19 protein-coding genes and 2 pseudogenes are annotated in these 18,696 nt (G+C 28.3%); all 21 read right to left on the minus strand.

The genetic code is table 4. The annotated features are described in order from the left end of the window. Window positions 1-33 precede the first annotated feature (33 nt). The gene (locus tag JM47_RS03740; protein ID WP_208895001.1) at window positions 34-285 is read right to left on the minus strand and encodes a hypothetical protein; all 252 of its coding nucleotides are present in this window, start codon (window positions 283-285) and stop codon (window positions 34-36) included. A gap of 193 nt (window positions 286-478) precedes the next feature. Then, window positions 479-1,360 (minus strand): annotated as a pseudogene (locus JM47_RS04010) (DUF31 family putative serine protease); the annotation flags it as partial. Window positions 1,361-1,372: 12 nt separating this feature from the next. Beyond that, entirely contained in the window at window positions 1,373-2,929 is a 1,557-nt protein-coding gene (locus JM47_RS03755) for a DUF31 family putative serine protease (RefSeq protein WP_208895003.1), read from the minus strand. A 93-nt stretch (window positions 2,930-3,022) separates the two neighbouring features. After that, complete coding sequence (locus tag JM47_RS03760; protein WP_208895004.1) at window positions 3,023-3,211, minus strand: Vmc-like lipoprotein signal peptide domain-containing protein; 189 nt, start codon at window positions 3,209-3,211, stop codon at window positions 3,023-3,025. A gap of 15 nt (window positions 3,212-3,226) precedes the next feature. Further along, window positions 3,227-4,984, minus strand: coding sequence for a Vmc-like lipoprotein signal peptide domain-containing protein (locus JM47_RS03765; RefSeq protein ID WP_208895005.1), 1,758 nt, complete (start codon window positions 4,982-4,984; stop codon window positions 3,227-3,229). Window positions 4,985-5,130: 146 nt separating this feature from the next. Further along, window positions 5,131-6,789, minus strand: a complete 1,659-nt coding sequence (locus tag JM47_RS03770; RefSeq protein WP_208894774.1) for an IS1634 family transposase — start codon at window positions 6,787-6,789, stop codon at window positions 5,131-5,133. A gap of 292 nt (window positions 6,790-7,081) precedes the next feature. Then, window positions 7,082-7,198: pseudogene (locus JM47_RS03775) on the minus strand (toprim domain-containing protein); the annotation flags it as partial. Between the two features lie 92 nt (window positions 7,199-7,290). Further along, window positions 7,291-8,013 (minus strand): hypothetical protein, encoded by a 723-nt coding sequence (locus tag JM47_RS03780; protein ID WP_051749418.1) that lies wholly within the window; start codon window positions 8,011-8,013, stop codon window positions 7,291-7,293. A 53-nt stretch (window positions 8,014-8,066) separates the two neighbouring features. After that, the gene (ylqF, locus tag JM47_RS03785; RefSeq protein WP_038102480.1) at window positions 8,067-8,885 is read right to left on the minus strand and encodes a ribosome biogenesis GTPase YlqF; all 819 of its coding nucleotides are present in this window, start codon (window positions 8,883-8,885) and stop codon (window positions 8,067-8,069) included. After that, entirely contained in the window at window positions 8,875-9,357 is a 483-nt protein-coding gene (locus JM47_RS03790; RefSeq protein WP_208895007.1) for a hypothetical protein, read from the minus strand. The genes ylqF and JM47_RS03790 overlap by 11 nt, the downstream gene beginning before the upstream one ends. Window positions 9,358-9,365: 8 nt before the next feature. Further along, window positions 9,366-10,037, minus strand: a complete 672-nt coding sequence (locus JM47_RS03795; RefSeq protein WP_038102474.1) for a thymidine kinase — start codon at window positions 10,035-10,037, stop codon at window positions 9,366-9,368. 37 nt (window positions 10,038-10,074) lie between these two features. After that, entirely contained in the window at window positions 10,075-11,181 is a 1,107-nt protein-coding gene (ychF, locus tag JM47_RS03800; RefSeq protein ID WP_208895008.1) for a redox-regulated ATPase YchF, read from the minus strand. Window positions 11,182-11,192: 11 nt separating this feature from the next. Beyond that, on the minus strand, window positions 11,193-12,065 hold the full coding sequence (fba, locus tag JM47_RS03805; RefSeq protein WP_038102472.1) for a class II fructose-1,6-bisphosphate aldolase: 873 nt from the start codon (window positions 12,063-12,065) through the stop codon (window positions 11,193-11,195). Between the two features lie 4 nt (window positions 12,066-12,069). Next, window positions 12,070-12,561, minus strand: a complete 492-nt coding sequence (rpoE, locus tag JM47_RS03810) for a DNA-directed RNA polymerase subunit delta (protein ID WP_038102471.1) — start codon at window positions 12,559-12,561, stop codon at window positions 12,070-12,072. A gap of 17 nt (window positions 12,562-12,578) precedes the next feature. After that, window positions 12,579-13,802: an HD domain-containing protein gene (locus tag JM47_RS03815; protein WP_208895009.1), complete on the minus strand. Its 1,224-nt coding sequence runs from the start codon at window positions 13,800-13,802 to the stop codon at window positions 12,579-12,581. Continuing rightward, window positions 13,802-15,247, minus strand: a complete 1,446-nt coding sequence (gene gltX, locus JM47_RS03820) for a glutamate--tRNA ligase (RefSeq protein ID WP_208895010.1) — start codon at window positions 15,245-15,247, stop codon at window positions 13,802-13,804. The genes JM47_RS03815 and gltX overlap by 1 nt, the downstream gene beginning before the upstream one ends. A gap of 5 nt (window positions 15,248-15,252) precedes the next feature. After that, window positions 15,253-16,020, minus strand: coding sequence for a GHMP family kinase ATP-binding protein (locus tag JM47_RS03825; RefSeq protein WP_208895011.1), 768 nt, complete (start codon window positions 16,018-16,020; stop codon window positions 15,253-15,255). A 12-nt stretch (window positions 16,021-16,032) separates the two neighbouring features. Further along, entirely contained in the window at window positions 16,033-16,860 is an 828-nt protein-coding gene (gene rsmA / locus JM47_RS03830; protein WP_208895012.1) for a 16S rRNA (adenine(1518)-N(6)/adenine(1519)-N(6))-dimethyltransferase RsmA, read from the minus strand. Between the two features lie 2 nt (window positions 16,861-16,862). Then, window positions 16,863-18,011: a membrane protein insertase YidC gene (yidC, locus tag JM47_RS03835; RefSeq protein WP_038102446.1), complete on the minus strand. Its 1,149-nt coding sequence runs from the start codon at window positions 18,009-18,011 to the stop codon at window positions 16,863-16,865. Between the two features lie 3 nt (window positions 18,012-18,014). After that, window positions 18,015-18,395, minus strand: coding sequence for a ribonuclease P protein component (gene rnpA, locus JM47_RS03840; protein WP_038102443.1), 381 nt, complete (start codon window positions 18,393-18,395; stop codon window positions 18,015-18,017). Window positions 18,396-18,400: 5 nt separating this feature from the next. Then, entirely contained in the window at window positions 18,401-18,547 is a 147-nt protein-coding gene (gene rpmH, locus JM47_RS03845; protein ID WP_038102440.1) for a 50S ribosomal protein L34, read from the minus strand. Window positions 18,548-18,696 lie beyond the last annotated feature (149 nt).

Below are 18,696 nucleotides of genomic sequence, written 5' to 3' on the forward strand. Positions count from 1 at the left end.
AAAATAAAAAGTTAGCTTTTAGATTTATTGATTTTAAGGAAGTGAATTTCAATGAACTAGTTTTTTGTTTTCTATTGTTTTAAAATCGAATTTAAGACTGTATTCGCTTAAATCATTAACTTTATCTATTTCTAATAAGAATATTGCATTGTTTTCAGAAAGACTAGTTGGCACATCTACTGGGCGTTTCATAATTCCTTCATCTGCATCAAACAAAGGTCTTATACCATATTCTAATTCAATGTTTATTGTCTTTGTTTTAGAATCAATATTGATAAAATTCAATAACTTGAAGGAAGTCTTTAAATAAAAAAACTAATAAATCGTTTTTATCAAAAAAGATTATACACGACAAAATTTATCCACTTAATAATTAAATATATTCATTAAGTTTAAGTTTTGTTTAACTATCAAGAATCAAAAAACAACCCTCCATAAAGTATTTTTAGAAAGTTGTTTTAAGATTAATAACTAACTCTTAAACTCCAGATTTAAAGATTGCTGTTTTATTAAATCCTTTAAACTCAGAATTTTCTTGTTCACTAAGTCATTTTAAGTTTTCACGATAAGATTTAAATTGTTTAGGGAATTTATCTTTATCTGAACCATCAATTAGATTGTGTGCTGGTCCTTTTTCATTATCATCATGTACTTGAACTAAGAAAGTAAACCCACCTCTTTTGCTCACATCTCTTTCATTATCAACTCTAGTAATAGTTGAATAAATACCAATTGGTAAACCATATTCATTCACTACTAATGAACCAGAAGCACCAAAGAAGATACTACTATAATCTACAAAGGCATTAAAACCAAATCCTGAAGCTGTTGTATTAGAATCTAAAATATGTTCAATTTGTTGTCCTGTAAAGAAACTAGATCTACTGAAAACATCGTTCGGGATATTAGAATTCTTTGGATAATTTCTTCATAACATTTGTTTTCCATTCATTCCTGGAAAACCAGCAATATAAGCTCTTTGAGTATTTAAAGATGTTTTATCATCAATTTTATATTTGTCCTTATTTAGTTTTTCAGATTCTGGTTTGTTTTGATCTTCTCAAATTGAGGGGTAATCTAGACTTAGATAAGGAACTGAACCTTGATCATGGTTAGGGTGCTTGTTATCTGAGAATTTCTTAATATCTTCATCTACAGATTTTGTAGCGTTATTAATATGTTCTAATAATAATTTGTATTTATCGTTAATTTTTGCTTTTTGCTCAAGTTCTTTGTATTTAACTTTTAAACCAAAAACTGCAAAATCTTTAGCTATGTATTTTCTTTGAGCATGATTATTAAGTTTATCAATTAACTTATCATTATTTTCTTGATCAAAAATATTTAAGGCTACAAAAACTGTTCTTGGGTTTTAAAATACTTTACTATCATCAAATGTGATTTGTTTAGATCCTTTATCTAAACTAAATGTAGCACTATCCTTAGTGTTGATGAAATATTCAAGATCATTTGAAGTACCGTAACTAGTACCTGATTCAATAGCATCAAGATTTGCTTCTCTCTTAGGTATTGCTAATACAAAACTATCAATTCTTGCTTGTTTTTGATCTTTTTGTGTGAAATATTCAGGGAACTGTTTTCTATGTTTCTCATCATCTTTTATTGCATTGAAAGCTCGCTTGTATACATGGGCATTTGTTGCAATATAAAGCATTAATTCATCAGAGTTTTGTACACCGTTTTTTCAAGCATAATCTAATAATCAACTAGTTCCAGTTGGTTCAAAAGAAACAACAGAATCATTAATTCCGCCATTATTTTCTTTAGTGTAATCAACACTATTAAATCCAATAGCAAAAGAACGATTTTTAATTTTCTCATATGCTTGCTCTGGTTTTATTTTTAATTCTTCAACTACTTTAGAAGCTGGTCGGTTTAATCTATCTGCTTGTTCTCTTTGTTTTTTAAATTGTTCAAGTAAAGCATTAAGATCAGGTGGAACATTAGGATCAAAACCAGGATTTGAATTATTTAATTTAGGAATAGAATTGTTTTGATCAGGGACAGGATTTGTTTGATTATTAGAATCTAAGTTATTAGTTGATGATTCATTATTGTTTTGATTATGGGTTTTATTATCAGAACCATTCTTATCATCAGAGTTCATTTGTTTATTAGGTGTTGGTGTTTCTGTTGATGATCCACTATCTTTTTGATCGCTGGGGTTTGGTTGTTCATTTTGTTTTGTTTGATCATTTGAACTTTGTTTATCATCAGGTTCTATTTGTTTATTTGAACTTTGCTCTTTGTTATTAGATGGAGTTTTTACAACTAGCACATTTTCTAAATAAGAATTAGATACAATAGGAGTAGTCTTTCTTAGATCTTCATAAATATTAACTGCAGAGACATAATAGCTTTTATTGTGTTCTAAACCACTAAAAACAACTGTAGTATTACCTTTAGTATCACTCGCTACTTTAGCTGATTTAATAGATGATCTATTTGAACTAGTGCTATTTGGCTTTAATTCAACTTCAACAATTTTTCGTGCATATTGAGACCCTACATTCAATGATAAATTATGTTTTTGATCAACATAATTTAAAACACTTGAATGTAAAGTTACATTGAGCTTATTTTTGTTTTCTTCGATTTTTTCAATTTTAGATCTAATAGACTCTTTTCCATCAACAGATTTTAATTCCACAAAAATGAATTTATTTTCAAAATTTCCAGAATATTTTTGTTTGTTTAAATTGAATAATAATTTCCCCTCATTAGAACCTGGGTTTAATAAAATGTTTTGAGAATCATCTTTTAGTTCCAATAATGGTTTTGATTCATCAATTATTTCTGGTTCTGTTAAAGAATTAGAATCTTGATTTTGCCCGGGTTGGTTTTGTGTTTTAGGATCTTTGTTATCATTTTCTTTTGATTCTCCAGGCATAGAATTATCATTTTGCATCTTCTTAGTTGTATTAGTTGAATCTGCTTTTTGATTATTAGAACCATCAGTTATGTTGTTATTTTTAGAATCCTCTCGGCTTGACTGTTCTTTTTAAACTTTATCTTTTGAGTCATTTTTGGTTTGATCATTATCAGTTTGATTTTTAGTAGGATTCGTTGGATTACTACGTTTGTTTGGATTATTTTTAGGAGTACAAGAAACAGCAACAGCCGCTAAGCTGGCTGCTGATAAAACTACTAAAGTACTAACAAGTCATTTGTATTTTAATTTTTGCTTCATAAGTAAAATCCTGCTTTAACCCTTGTTTATAGTTTTAGAAATAATTAAATTACCATTATGATCAATTACTGTGTTTTCATCATCATAGTCAAATCTATATTGAGATGATTTTTGAGTATCATTATTTTTCTCAAAAATACCAAATATTTTTAAAACAACTTTATCGTATTTCTTTTTATAATCTTCATTTATATTAACATCTTCTATTGTTGCACTACCATTTTGAATTAATAATTTTCCGTCTAAGTTGTAGTCAGGGCTTACGTATTCTTTTGTTTTAGAATCTAGTTCAGTCAGAATAAATTTTAAATATACATCATTTACTGGCTGACCATCTTTTTGTTTAACATTTAATTGCAATTTATTATCCGCATCATTGAATTTAATAACAATTGGTTTCTTTTCTTTTTCAGATTCTGGAATTTGTTTTGGTAGTTTAATTTGTTTAACATTAATAGTTTTATTTGCGTCACTTTTTTTAATGTTAAGTTCAATTGTTTCTTTTGGTTTGTTTGATGAGTCTGATTCCTTGCTAAATATAGAAACAGAGTGTAACTTATATTGATTAAACTCAATAACAGGTTTAAAAAGAAGTTGTAATTCCTTTGAATCATCCTTTAATAAAAAAGGTACAGAAATAATAGGGGTTGAACTTTCGTCTTTCTTAATTCCTACTACTATATATTTATCTTTTAAATTACCTTTATATTGTTGTTTGTCTAAAAGTAAAGTTAATCTACCTTCATTTGATCCAGGATAAAGATTTATATATGGTTCTTCATCTTTTAAAGTTACTAATGGTTTTGAAACATAAACTTTCTCTTCAATAGGTTGGTTACTCTCACCCATATTATTTCCATTAGAATTTCCATCTTGATTTGGTTGTGGAGTAGTTTCATGGGTTTTAGGGTCTTGCCCATCCATTTCATTTGGCTGTTTTTCTTTTGGTGTTTGATTTTGTCCCTCTGGTTGTTTTTGATTATCTTTAGAATTAGGATCTTTATCTTCTTGTTTTTCAGATTGGTCTTTATCCTTATTCTTGTCTATATCGATCGGTGGAGCTTGGTGTGTTTCAGGAGCTTGATCTCCTTTTGGTTTAGATTCCAAGGAACCACTTTCTGGATCATTTTGTTTGGGTTTTCCATCTTGAGTTTCAGGTTGATCTTTTTTAGGCGCAGATTCTATAGGATCGCTAGCCATAGGATCATCTCCAGGCAACTTGTCTGTATCTTTTGGTTTATTTTGGACTTCTGGTTGCTTTGGATTTGATATAGAACCTGAACTATTGCTATTGTCGGGTTTATTTTGATCATCCATTTTGTTGGGTATCTGATTTTTGTTTCCATCACCATCCATTTGTCTTGAACTATCATCCTTATCTTCTTTTTTAGTTTCTGGCATTTTAGGAGTTTGATCTTTTTGATCTTTATCTACTTTATTCTTACCGGTTTCATCTTTATCTTTTTGATTATTAGTAGGATCACTTGGTTTTGTAGTCTTGTCTACACTATCCTTTTTAGTGTCAGAAGGATTCTTTTTAGGTTGACTAGATAAAGGATTATTTGGCTTTGGTTTTGAAGGTGTAGAAACTTTATTATCTGATGGTTTAGATAATGAGTTTTGTGGATTGCTCTTTTTTGTATCATTTGGCTTTGATGGCTTAGATGGACTACTATCTTTAGGAGTACATGCAACAGCAACTGCACTTATACTAGCTGCTGATAAAAGTACTAAACCACTAATTAATCATTTAAGTTTTGATTTATATTTCATAAGACATTTACACCCTTCTTTAGCTTATTAATTTTATATTATTTTTTTAAAATTGCTTAGCTTTAAATACAACACCTTTAATAGAAAATATAACTTACTAAAACTTCCTGTGTTTCCCACTTGTAGATTTTAAAAAAATAATGCCGTTAAATCATCCCTTTTTTGGATGCTCAAGCTAACACTTTTTCATAGATAATCCAGCTGGATTTTGTGCCTTTGTTAACAAAATCAATTTCTTGAACAACCATATTATTAACAATCTCTTTAATTGATTTAACATCATTTACGATTTCAACTAATTTTTGTTCTGTAATTTTTTCTAATCCCTGAGCAACTAATTCATCATTCATTCAATGTAGTATAAATCTTAAGAAAACAAGAGACACAAAACATAAACACAAATATCCTAAAATGTGTTCGTATTTAGATAGGTAAATCGGTCTTAATTCAAGTGTACTTTTTAAAGTTCTAAAGTTCGATTCGATTTTTCATTGTTTAGTATAAATTTCCATTATTTCTAGAATTGATAAATCGAATCGGTTTGTTATATAAACGAAAAAACCATCGTATTTTTCATCTTCTAAAATCTTTTCTTGATCAAGAATATAATAAGTCGTTTTGTCTACAGCCTTGTAGTATCTGCACTTCTTAGCTCCCATTAGTTTTTCTTGTGTAACAACACCTTTTTTGTCCATTTTCTTAGTGAAGTTGTTGATTAAAACTTCTCGATCATGTCGGTCTTTTCTAGCTCTTTCTTCGCTATGAACAACCACTAATCTTTTAGTTGATGCAGCATCTTGACTATCACCATTTGCTGGTTTCAAATCAATAATTTTGTATTTTAAATTATCATTCAATTGAGTATAATCGTCAGAATTCGTAATAGCATTTTTGATTTCTTTTTTAGTTGCTTTTAATCGATAAGCAAACACATAATTTCAACCGTTAGATTCTAAGAATCTAATATTTTCAGCATTATTCATACCCTTATCACCAACTATTGTGATGTTTTTAATTTCGTAAATACTAGCTAATTCTTCTAAAAACGGAATGAATGTTTTTTGGTCTGGTGTGTTTCCTGGGAAACATTTATAGTGAATTGGAATTCCATTTTCATCAGTTGCCATTGCGATTACAATTTGGTCTTCTTTGGTTTTTCCATCCTTTGAATAACCAGGCATTTTTAATCCTGTTCTAGTGAAACTTTCAAAATATGCTGTGGTTGAATCAAACCACATTACACTAATGTTTCTTTCGTATTTTTCGCTAATTTTGTCGTTTAAATTTTTAAGCAATATATGTGAATTTTTTGCAAGATACTCAAGAGATCGATAATATGAATTTTTAGAGAAAACATCTTGTTCTTCTTTTTCAATCGATTTCATTGTACCAAGTATACTTTTAGGTCCTTTGATTCGGTGTGAAAGCAATTGAATCAATATTGTTCTTAAGGTACTAGACTTTGTTTTTGAGCACCCTTTTAAAAGATCAAAATGATCAAATAATGTCTCAAATAATGAAAACATTTTATATTCTTCTTTAACTTCATTTTTAGCCGTTTCATTTGAATCTAAAACAGATTTTACTTCTTGTTTAGTTTTATCATCAAACGTCATAAATGGAAAATCTTGAGCGTTTATTTCTTCATCTCAATCATATTCATCACTAAACATCATCAGTTCGTCAACCGAACTAATTACAATTTTTGTTTCCGACTTTTTAGTATTGGGACCAGTTAAAATAGCAGGTGAACTTTTCACTTTTTTAGTTGTAGTTTTTTTAGAAGTTTTGTTGTCTGTTTTCATATTTTTACTCGTTTTGATATCTTAATTCTTGCATCTTTGTAATTATTATAAACTTTTATATTTTTATAAAAATATAAAAGCAAAATAAAGCATTTTAACTCTTTTTGTACCAAAAGAGAAAAACCCAGCAATAATTTTGAAAAAATCTTGCTCATTACATTCTTTTATAAGTCTTATTTTTATATATAAATATATAAAAGAAAAATAAAAAAACCCTTAACTCGTCATTAAGTTAAGGGTGTAATTGAACAAGTGGGAAACACAGGTATGTTTGTGGGTCATATCCGCCCCTTTTAGCAAGTTCACGGATGTGTCCTCCAGTTGCAGCAATTACATAATCATCTCCAACATAAGATTGGATTGATTTAATTTTATTTGGTGACTCGACAACAATTAAGTCCTTACGCATATTTACTCCGCTTTATATCTTCAAGCTTCATCTTTTTAATTTGTATATAGTATTATAAAATTATTTAACAAAATAATAAAAATTTATTTGATTTAATTGACATTATTTTTGAATGCAGCGATTTCATTAACATTATTAATCTGTAAAGGGAAGTTAGTTTTATTAGTTTGCTTACTATTTGTATGTAAAAATAGTTGTTTATCTAAGTCATGAACTTTATTAATTAAGTACTCATCAAAGTGGTTTAGTTCATTAACACAAATAATAAATTCAGCTAAAGAACAACATAATCTTTTTAGATCTTGACTAACTTTAATTTCATTATTAACTGATGGGATCTCAGATATAAGCCAAACATTCTTATGATTAATATATTCATAGCTTTGTGAATGTAATATAGCTTTATTACAAACTATTAATACTTTATAGTTATTTTTAACTAAACGCTTAATTAATTGTTTATTAGTAACTAAATCATAAACCACAAATCCATATCCTGATAAATGGATCTTTAAGAGTTCATTTTCTTTAAGAGCACAATTAGGATCATCTAATCAGATCCATCTTTTATTAAACATTGATAAGTTGTTACTATAATAAATTACAAAAGGTGGTTGTTTTAGTAATTTAAAACAGTGTGGATACTTATCATCTGTAATCTCTAAAATATTAGTATTTTCTAATATTCCTTCTTTTGTATTTAAAAATGTATTCATCTGATCATTAGGAATGGTTTCAGCATTAACTATTGCTTTGTAGACCTTAAATCAATCTCCACCATATTTAACACTTAGATAATGTGTTATATCGTTCATTTATATCACCTCAATTCTTATATTCGAACTAAAGTCATATTTTTTAAACTTTTTTATTGATCATAGTTAACTGAACAAACTAATCCTGAACTAAAATCATTAAAAAGAGCATTTAATGCTCGTTCATAATCAAGTGTATTATTAACTAATTTGAAATGATATAGAGTACAAATATGATCTAAAAAGTGATCAAAATCAATCATTTCATTTAATTGATATTTAGTTTTTAAACTACTAAAATAAAAAGTACTATAAAACTGATATGCATATTGGATTACATCATATAAGTTAACTACTTCTTTTCTTACACAATTAATTAATACTAACTTATAACCGTCTTCATAGTTACTAACATCTTTAAAAAAGACCCCTGGGGTATCAATTAAATAAAAGTGTTGATTAATTTGTTTTAAGCTTTGGTTTTTAGTTACCCCTGGTCGGTTTTCAGTTTTTAGTTGGTTTTTATTAGCTAAGAAATTGATTAGACTTGATTTACCAACATTAGGTAAACCAACTACTAAACCAACTAATCGCGGGTTTACTAATCCCTTCTTTTCATATTGTTTAATTTTATGATCAAGAGCATTATATAAAGCTTTGATTACTTCATTCTTAAAAGCTTTATTTTTAGTTGATCCAACTAATAGATCATCTAAGCTTTTAATTGTACTTAAATCCTGTTTAAGAGCAATCTTGATGATTGGTTTATTAACAAAAGCAGTTACTAGTTCACTGTTGTGTGATGTTTTGATACATCGTGCATCTAATACTTCAATCACAAAATCAATGTTTTTATATTGAGCATTGATTTGTTCAAGGGCTTTTTTCATATGCCCAGGAAACCAGTTGATTTTTAGTTTATTATTTTCCATAAATTAATTTTTGACTTTGTTTGTATTGATTATAGTTAATGATATATAAATACACATCATCGAATTGACTATATTTAAGATCATTTTGCTTTTTGTTTTTAGTATAAAAATAAAAAGCTAATCTAAAACTTGTTTTATTAAGTTTCTTAAGTGGATTCTTAGGAGCATAATCATTAAACTTATGCATTAGATAAACGGTGCTTACTATAAAAGTATGTAAATAAATACCAAAGATTAATGATATTAAAAAAGCACAACCACAAACAATTGCACCAATCATAAAATCATTACCTAATTTAAAATCTAATAATTTAATATTGTAGTTATAGTTCATTGTGTATATAAAACAAACAACCGTACCTAATAAAAAAGATGCAATAAATAAGTAAACAAAAACACTAATAAACTTGTTTTTAAAAAACCATTTATTAATTAGATGTTCTCGCATCACTAAAATTGATTGTTTAAACATTAGCTTAACTAATCCTTTTTGTTTTTTCTTTTATCTTTACAAAAATCAATAAATACTTTACTGTTGTTGTTTGTATATGGTCGGTTTGGTACTTTGTGGTGGTGTCGACAAACTGCAACATATTGTTCTGCACAACCAATTAAGATTTCTTCATCATTGTATGAAGCTGGTTTTTTGTTAACTGTTCGCATTGAAAAACTAGCATCTGCACCACAATCAACACACACTGCACTTAATTTGGTTACATTTTCAGCATGCACACTAAGTTTACCAATTGCTCCAAATGGTTCACCTTTAAAGTTTTTATCAAGTCCTGAAACAATCACTACATAATTGTTTTCAGCTAAGATGTTACAAACTTCGATAATTCCATCATCAAAGAATTGAGCTTCATCAATTCCAATTGCTCTTACCTGTTCACAACAATCATTGTCCATTAAATATTCAAGAATTTGAGCAGATTCACTAACTTCAATACTACTTAATCGTGATCCATTTCGTGAAATAATTTCTTGGCAAGATCTTGTATCAACTTTTGGTTTGAACACTAAGTATTTAACATCAGCATACTCAAATCGTTTTAGTCGACGAATTAACTCTGCACTTTTTCCAGCAAACATCGGACCTGTAATTAGTTCAATTCAACCGACTTGTTTATTAAACGCACATTTTTTAGCCATTTTTATCACCCATTAATCTATAAGCTAGAATTATAAATTATTTTGTAACATTAAAACGGAAATTACAAATATCACCATCTTGCATGATGTAATTTTTCCCTTCCATTCTTACTTTACCAGCTTCTTTAACAGCTAATTCAGAACCATAGTTAACTAAATCATCATAGCTCATGATTTCAGCTTTAATAAACCCTTTTTCAAAATCAGTATGAATGATTCCAGCACATTGTGGTGCAGTCATTCCATTCATAAAGGTTCAAGCTCGAACTTCTTGTTTACCATATGTAAAATATGTTTTTAAATCTAATAAGTCATAAGCATTTTTAACAATTAGATCTAAACCAGTTGATTTAATTCCTAATTCATCAATAAACATTGCTTTTGAATCTTGATCTAATAAACTAATTTCGTATTCAATTTTTGCAGATAAAGGAATACACAAAGCATTATTAGCATTTGCATATGCTTTCAGTTTGTTATATTGTTCATTAATTTCTGGGTTTGCAATTTCACTTTCAGGAATATTGGCTACATATAATACAGGTTTAAGTGTAATTAATTGAAAAGAGTTAATAACTTTAAGTTCAGGTGCGTTTAAATTAGCTTTTGATGCTAATTGTCCATTTTTAAGTGTGTTAATTACTTTTTCAAGAACAGAGTATTCAAACTTAGCTTCTTTATCTCCAGCTTCAGCTTTTTTCTTAATTCTACTAATTCTTTTTTCAACAATTTCTAAATCAGCAATAATTAATTCATAGTTGATTACTTCAACATCATTAATGGCATCTACTTTGTTATGGACATGGGTGATGTTTTTGTCTTCAAAACATCGTACCATATGACAAATGGCATCAACTTCACGAATATTACTTAAGAATTGATTACCTAATCCTTCTCCATTACTAGCCCCTTTTACTAAACCAGCAATATCAACAAATTTAAAAGAAGTAGGAACAACTTTGTTTGGTTCTACCATACTAGCTAATTTATATAATCGTTCATCATTAACATTAACTACACCAACATTAGGTTCAATTGTTGCAAATGGGTAGTTAGCAGCTTCTACTTTTGAGTTTGTGATGGTATTAAAAAGAGTTGATTTACCAACATTTGGTAAACCAATGATTCCAGCAGATAAAGCCATATAAACACTCCTTATTTCTTGATATTTCTATTAATACAATTAAATTCTTGATATTTAGTTTTAACTACTTGTTTAATAGCTTCAGTTCCATAAGCAAGAATTTTACGCGGATCATATAGTTTAGTTAATACTAGATCAGGATTAGATACTAAGTGGTTTTGAATTGCATTTGCAAAAGCAATTTGACACTCTGTATTAACATTGATTTTACAAACACCAAGTTGTATACTTTTTTGAATTTGCTTAGAATCAATTCCAGATCCACCATGTAATACAATAGCTAAATTTGTTTTTTTACTAATAGCTTGTAGTAGATCAAAATTTAATCCTTCTCAATCATTTGGATAAATTCCATGAACATTACCAATTCCACAAGCTAACATATCAATGTCAAGTTGAGAGATTGATATACAATCATCTAAATTAGCAAGTTCACCGGTTGCACTAATACCATCTTCAATTCCACCAATTGTTCCTACTTCAACTTCAACTGAAGCATTATATTGTTTAGCTAATTGAACAATCTCAGCTGATTTAGCTATATTATCTTTAATATCTAATTTAGATCCATCATACATTACAGATGAATAACCTGCAGCTAATGCTTTTTTACATCCTTCATAAGTTCCATGGTCTAAATGTAAACAAACAGGAACACTAATACCAAGTGCTTGAATTAAATTTTGTACCATTTGAACACAATTTAAATATCCCCCCATATATTTAACAGCCCCTTCAGAAGTAGCAACAATAATGGGTGAGTTAACTTCATTAGCAGCTTCTAGAACTGCTTTAATTCATTCTAGATTATTAATGTTAATGGCAGGAATCGCATATTGATTTGCTTTTGCATCTGCAATCATAACCTTGGCATTAGTTAGCATAAAACTATTCTTCCTCTTCTTCCTCTTCTTCCTCTTCTAATTCATCTTCAAATTCTGAATTAGCTTTTGAATTAGAACTGAATTGATCATCTTCTTCATCTTCATCATAAACAAATTCATCAAGAGTAGTTGAACTTTCTTCTTCCTCTTTTTCTTTGTTTAATTGAGCTTGTTTACGTGTTTCTTCATCTTGTTCTTCTTCATCATTATCTTTATAAAGACCAGCTTCATACATTGCGTTTGAGATTTGTGTGATTTGTTCAATTGTTAAATTTTCACATAATTCTCATTTACCTTCACCATTTAAAATAAAACGTTTATCTTGTGAAAGTCCTGTATAAATTTCACCAAGTTGTTCTTTAATTTGACTCATTGTATATAACTTAGTAGATTCAATACTGTGAAGAATTTCTTCAAAAGAAAAGTTCTTTTTTTCTTTTTTGTTAATTTCAGAAACTGCATCATATGCAATATCAATAATATTCTTATTTACCATACTATTTAATCCTTTATCTATTTCTTGTTTTGTTTTAATCTAAATACAAAACATTTATATTTACTATTTCTAACGTTTTTTAATGCTCTAATACTAATTGATCGATCTTCAAGTTTTTCAGTAATAAATTCTTTATTTAGTTCGTTATAACTATATAACATAACTGGTTTATTAAAATCATAAATATGTTTATGTTGAGCAAAAATGATTGTTTCATTAAAATAATCACTTAAGTTGTTTTCAGGAATTTGATCACTACTTACTTCATATAAGATTGTTTCAAATTCTTGATTGCGTAATCAGTTGCTTGCAAGTTTAGCTATGATTTGATCATCTTCATTAACTAATTGTTCCATCATACTATTAAATGAAAAATCAGTTAATTTAGCTACATATTCACTAGTTCATTCACTATTTAAAAACCAAGGGGTTAATAGTTCAGTTACTAAACTAGTTTTGAATTGGTAGTTTTGTTTATATAAATCATAAACGCGTTTAAGAGTTTTACGCATTAATAAATCATATGTTATTGTGTTGCGATTTCAATAAACATTTTGAAACATAGCATTTCTTGCTAATAAGATGTTTTCAAGTGCATTTCAAGAGTATTTTGAAAAATATAATTTTTCTTGATAAACTACAAGTTTAGTAAATATCATATCATACTCTAAAGTTCCATACTTAGCACCACTAAAATGGCTATCTCGTGGTAAGTAATCAAGTCGATCTGCATCAATTTGAGAAGAGATAATTTGGTGCATTCATTCTTTATTTGAAACATGATTAATCACATTTGCAACATCAATTGGATTAATTTGATGTTTAAGTAAAATTTGATTAATTTGCGAATTAGGATCAACTATAATTCCAACTCCTGCTTTTTCATGATTATAATTGGTTGCTTCTTCAAAAGTATGAGAATAAGGACCATGACCAATATCATGTAAAAGAGCAGCTGCACAAACTACTTTCTTTTCGTATGCTAAATTAGATTGATCTGAATCATAAAACTCTAAATTAGCAACGATTTTTCGTGCTACTTCAAAAACACCAATACAGTGAACAAATCGTGTATGTGTAGCACTTGGAAAAACTGTTCAAGCTAAACCAAGCTGTTTAATTTGGTGTAAACGTCAAAACTCTTTCGAGTTAATAATCTCAGCAGCTCAACTATATTCTTGATCAAAAGTAATTAAACCGTGAATTGGATCTTTAATAAAAAAACGTTTTTTAAATTCCATTATTTTAGTAACTTTAAGGTTGTAGCTAAATTAGCTAATACCTTTTCCTTTGTTGAAAAATAAATCATTTTAGCTAATTCTGGACCGTGTGACATAAATGTTGTTGCAATCCGAATTGGCATAAATAAATTCATTCCTTTTGTGTTTGTTTGTTGTTGGGTTTCTTTAATTAAAGCTTTAATATTAACTTCATCTCATTGATCAATATTACTTAATAGTTGATTAAATGTAATTACTACATTTTCTAATTGATTAGTTTTAATAAAATCTAAATCAGTTTCTGATAAGTTTTGTTGGCTTATAAAATGTTCATCTATCAGTTGTAATAATTGTTTTAAATTATAAATTTGGGGTTTAAACAATAATGCTTTATTTATAAACTCTGGATCATTTTCAACATAGCTATCTGTTAGTTGATGTTCTTTTAAAAATTCGCTAAATTGATCAACAGAGATTTGGTTAAAGTATTGATTTGAAAACCAATTCATTTTTTCAATATCAAAATAAGCAGGTGCTTTTGATACATGGTTTAAATCAAAACTAGCTATTAATTCATCCATACTCATTTTTTCTTTATTATCTTTAGGACTTCATCCTAATAAACTAATAAAGTTAACAACAGCATGTGGTCAATATCCATCATCACTATAATCAGCTACAAATTGTTTTAAAGCTAAATTTCTTTTTGATAATTTCTTACCAGTTTCATCAACAATAATTGATAAGTGAGCATATTGTATAGTTGGTTCATATCCAAGTGCTTTAGTAATAGCTAATTGATATGGAGTATTTGAAATATGTTCTTCACCACGAATCACATGACTAATTGCCATATCATAATCATCAACTACAACTGCAAAATTGTACATAGCAATTTTATTTGATTTTAAAATCACAGGATCTGTTAGTGCACTTGCAGGAATAGAAATTTGTCCACGAATTAAATCATTTCAGCTAAATTCTTCATTTTCATTAATGATTAATCGAATTGTAAACTCAGTGTTAGCTTCTAGTTTTTGATCAATTTCTTGTTGACTTAAATATAGACATCGTTTGTTATATTTTGGCGTTTGTTTAGTTTGTTCAGCAAACAATCGATCTTGTTCTAGTTGTTCTTTAGTACAAAAACAACGGTAAGCTTTATTTTCTTTAATCAATTGTTCAGCTAATTGTTGATATTTAGCTAATTTAGCAGATTGAATATATGGTCCATATTCTTTTGGATTTTTAATAGATTCATCAGCTTCTATTCCCATTCAAGCTAAATAATCAAGTTGTGAATCAATTCCACCTTCAACATTTCGTTCAATATCTGTATCTTCAATTCTAATGATGAAATCACCATTATGTGCTTTAGCAAATAAATAATTAAATAATGCTGTTCTTGCTCCACCAATGTGTAAATAACCAGTTGGTGAAGGGGCATAACGAGTACGAACTTTCATATTATCTAACCTTTCTTTTTATAACAAACAAAAGTACTTCCTGATCCTGATAATAAAACATATTCATACTTTTGTTTTAATTCTTGATATTGATGTTGAATGTTTGGATATAGTTTAAAACAATAGTCTTCTAAATCATTATAGACATTTTGGATTGACCCTTTTTTAAGGTCATTAATAATCTTATGGAAGTCATTGCGAATCACATGAATACTATTACTGTCAAAAAGTTGATAAACTAGTTTGGTATTAACATTAACATTCATTAAATGTAAATCAAAACTAAAATCATCAGGAAGTATTATCTCTTCTACACTAGCTCCATCTCCTTTAATATAACCAGCTTTATAGTTAGTTAAAAAGAAAGGAATATCAGACCCTAGTTTAGCAACTTGTTTTAAATCAAACTGATTTAGTTGTTCAATCTGAGCAATTGCATTCATGATTGCAGCTGCATTTGATGATCCGCCCCCAAGTCCTGAACCAATAGGGATTTTTTTATGAATGTTAATTTTGTAATAATTTTGTAGATTGTAATCTTTTCTTAATCAATCTAAAACACGATAAACCAATTTAGAATAAACATAAATTTCTTTATCATCAATAAAATAGTGAACACTATCCCGCTTAATGTTATTGATCTCAACATTAACTACATCATATAGTTGATCAGAAATTAAAAAGATTGATTCAAAATCATGTTTTTTAAGATTGTTTTGTTTTTTAAATACAGATAAACCAAGACTAACTTTTGCAAACGCTCTGACTTGCATACTTTTTTATACCTACATTTCTTGTGATAGAAATTTATACATTTCTACATATAATGACCCACTAATGTTTTCAGCACGAATATTAGGATCTAATTCAAACTTATTAAATAAAGCAATAACCTTATCTTTACTATAAGCAGTTAATAAATTATTGCTTAATTTTTTACGTCTGTTTAGAAAACAAATTCTTAAGAATTTTTCTATTTTGATTATATCAAAATTAATAATGCTATCCTTGTTAACAATCTCTATAACAGCACTTTCTACCTTAGGTGCGGGTACAAAATGATAATTAGGTACTTTAAAGAGCATTTTAGTATCTGCAAACAATTGCACAAGCACACTAAAAGCATTATATCCTTTTGTGTTGATTTTAGGAGCAATCCGTTCAGCCATCTCTTTTTGAACCATTATATAAGATGCTTTAATCTTTTTACTTTTAATTAATTTAAGCACAATTTTGCTTGAAATTGAATATGGTAAATTAGCTACTACTTTAACATTATCAAATTCATTCTCAGTTAATAGTTGATCAAGATCAACTTTAAGAACATCATTATTAATAACACTGAAATTATCAAACTTAAAATTAGTTTTAAGATGATCAAATAAACGCTTATCTAATTCAATTGCTAACACTTTTTTAGCTTTAGGAATTAGATGCTCTGTAATTGCTCCATACCCAGGACCAATTTCTAAAATGTAGTCAGTTTCTAAGACATTTGCACTTTTAATTATCTTTTGTTTAATTTCATTAGACGACAAGAAGTTTTGCCCCATTTTTTTTGATGGAACAAAACTTGCTTGTTTAATCTTATTTTTGAGCATTCGTTGATTCACTACTAATTAATTCCCAATCTAGATAATTTCGATTCAATTTTGGTATTTGAATTCGCTCGCTTTTTCATAATTATCTTATGAATAATAACTGATTGAATAATTGTGAAGATGGCATTAAAGAATCAGTATAAACCAATCCCTGAAGCTGAAATTGCTACAATAATTGCTAACACAATCATAATAATGTTTTGTGTCATTCTTGTCTTCTTTAATTGTTGTTGGTTCTTTGCTCCAACAGTTGTTGCTGCTCTACTACGTTTACGAGCTAATCATTGCGGTATTTTTTGTGAAAGAATTTGAACAGGAATAATAATTAATAAGAAGAAGATGTAAGGTCATCCAGTTGATGTGAAATTAGAGAAAATTTCAGAAACTGGTGTTGCTGTTAAATCTCAAGCATTAAAAATAGTAATGAATTTTAATGGTCTTAGAATTGTTACAACCCGATAAATAATTAAGAAAATCGGTAATGTAATAATCATACTTTCAAAAGGAGCAAATTGGTTAATGTTATTTTTAGCGTATATTTCTTTTAACTCAATTCTTCGCTTTTGTTGAGAAAGAACATCTTTAGCACCTTTATATTTAGCGTTAATTTCAGCTACTTTACCTTGAATTTCGCTCATTCTTTCTCCATGGATTGTAGCTCTGGCTGTAATTAAGATCGTAATTAAACGAATAATTAACAAGATAATAATTAATCCTAAAATAGCATTTAATCCAACTGGTCAATCACGTGTTGCATACATGAAATGAAGTAAGATTTGTGCAATCGGTCATACAAATAATGCATAGAATGGACCATAATCAAACGAGAAGCTATCCATTGGATACCAAGCACCACTACCAGCATAAACAAGATCAAATCGAATATCTTGTGCACCAACAGCTGGGTCTATATGAAATCCGATTTCATACCCATTCCCTACAGTTGTTGAATGAACTGTTCAGTGATCAGTCATGTTTTGGAAGCAACCATAAAGTCCGATTCCAAGGAAAAATAAGTAAATAACTGCTTTTAGAATTCTAATAGTTAACTTTTTAGCTCTGTTGATTTTATCTTTTTTTGAACTCGTAGCTGATGCTGCACCAGCAAAAAAGCTAGTTGCAGTCCGCATACGCTCAGCTAGTTTTTTATTATCAATTCCCATTTACTACTCCTTTCTTACTTCATGATTTAATACTTTTGTTTGTTTAGTTGATTGATTACTAATTATCTTTTTAATCGCTTTATGTAAATGATGACATAAAACAAGAAAATCACCATCAGTGAATGATGGTTTTAGTACAATCACTAAATCAAAATTATTCAAAGAAAAATCTAATGCAATTAATGCCGCTTTAATTAAGCGTTTATTGCGGTTACGTTGTGTTGCTTTCTTAAAATATTTTTTAGCAACACTAATGGCTAAACGCAAACCTTGTGTCTGATTTGCTAAGTAGTAAATACTAAAATCACGGCTATGCACTCGGTTTTGTTTTTTAATCACTTCAATAATCTGCTCATTTTTCTTTAAGCTAGAAAATTTAGCCATTTGTACTATCTTTCACTAGAAACTGTTAAACTATGTCTTCCTTTAAGTCTACGACGTGCTAAAACAATACGTCCATTTTTAGTTTTCATACGCGCTCTAAAACCATGTACTTTAGCACGCTTACGATTGTTAGGTTGAAACGTTCTTTTCATAATCCACCACCTTTTTTGCTTTTGAAAACATAATACAAAAGATTATAACATTTTTAAGCCTAATATTATAAGTCAATTATAAACAAGTAATTCTTGAACTATTTAAGGTAATTAATGATATATTTAAATGTAGTACTTAAGATAGGTGT

Source organism: Ureaplasma diversum (genome assembly GCF_000941095.1).
GTDB classification, from domain to species: Bacteria; Bacillota_I; Bacilli_A; order Mycoplasmatales; family Mycoplasmoidaceae; genus Ureaplasma; species Ureaplasma diversum.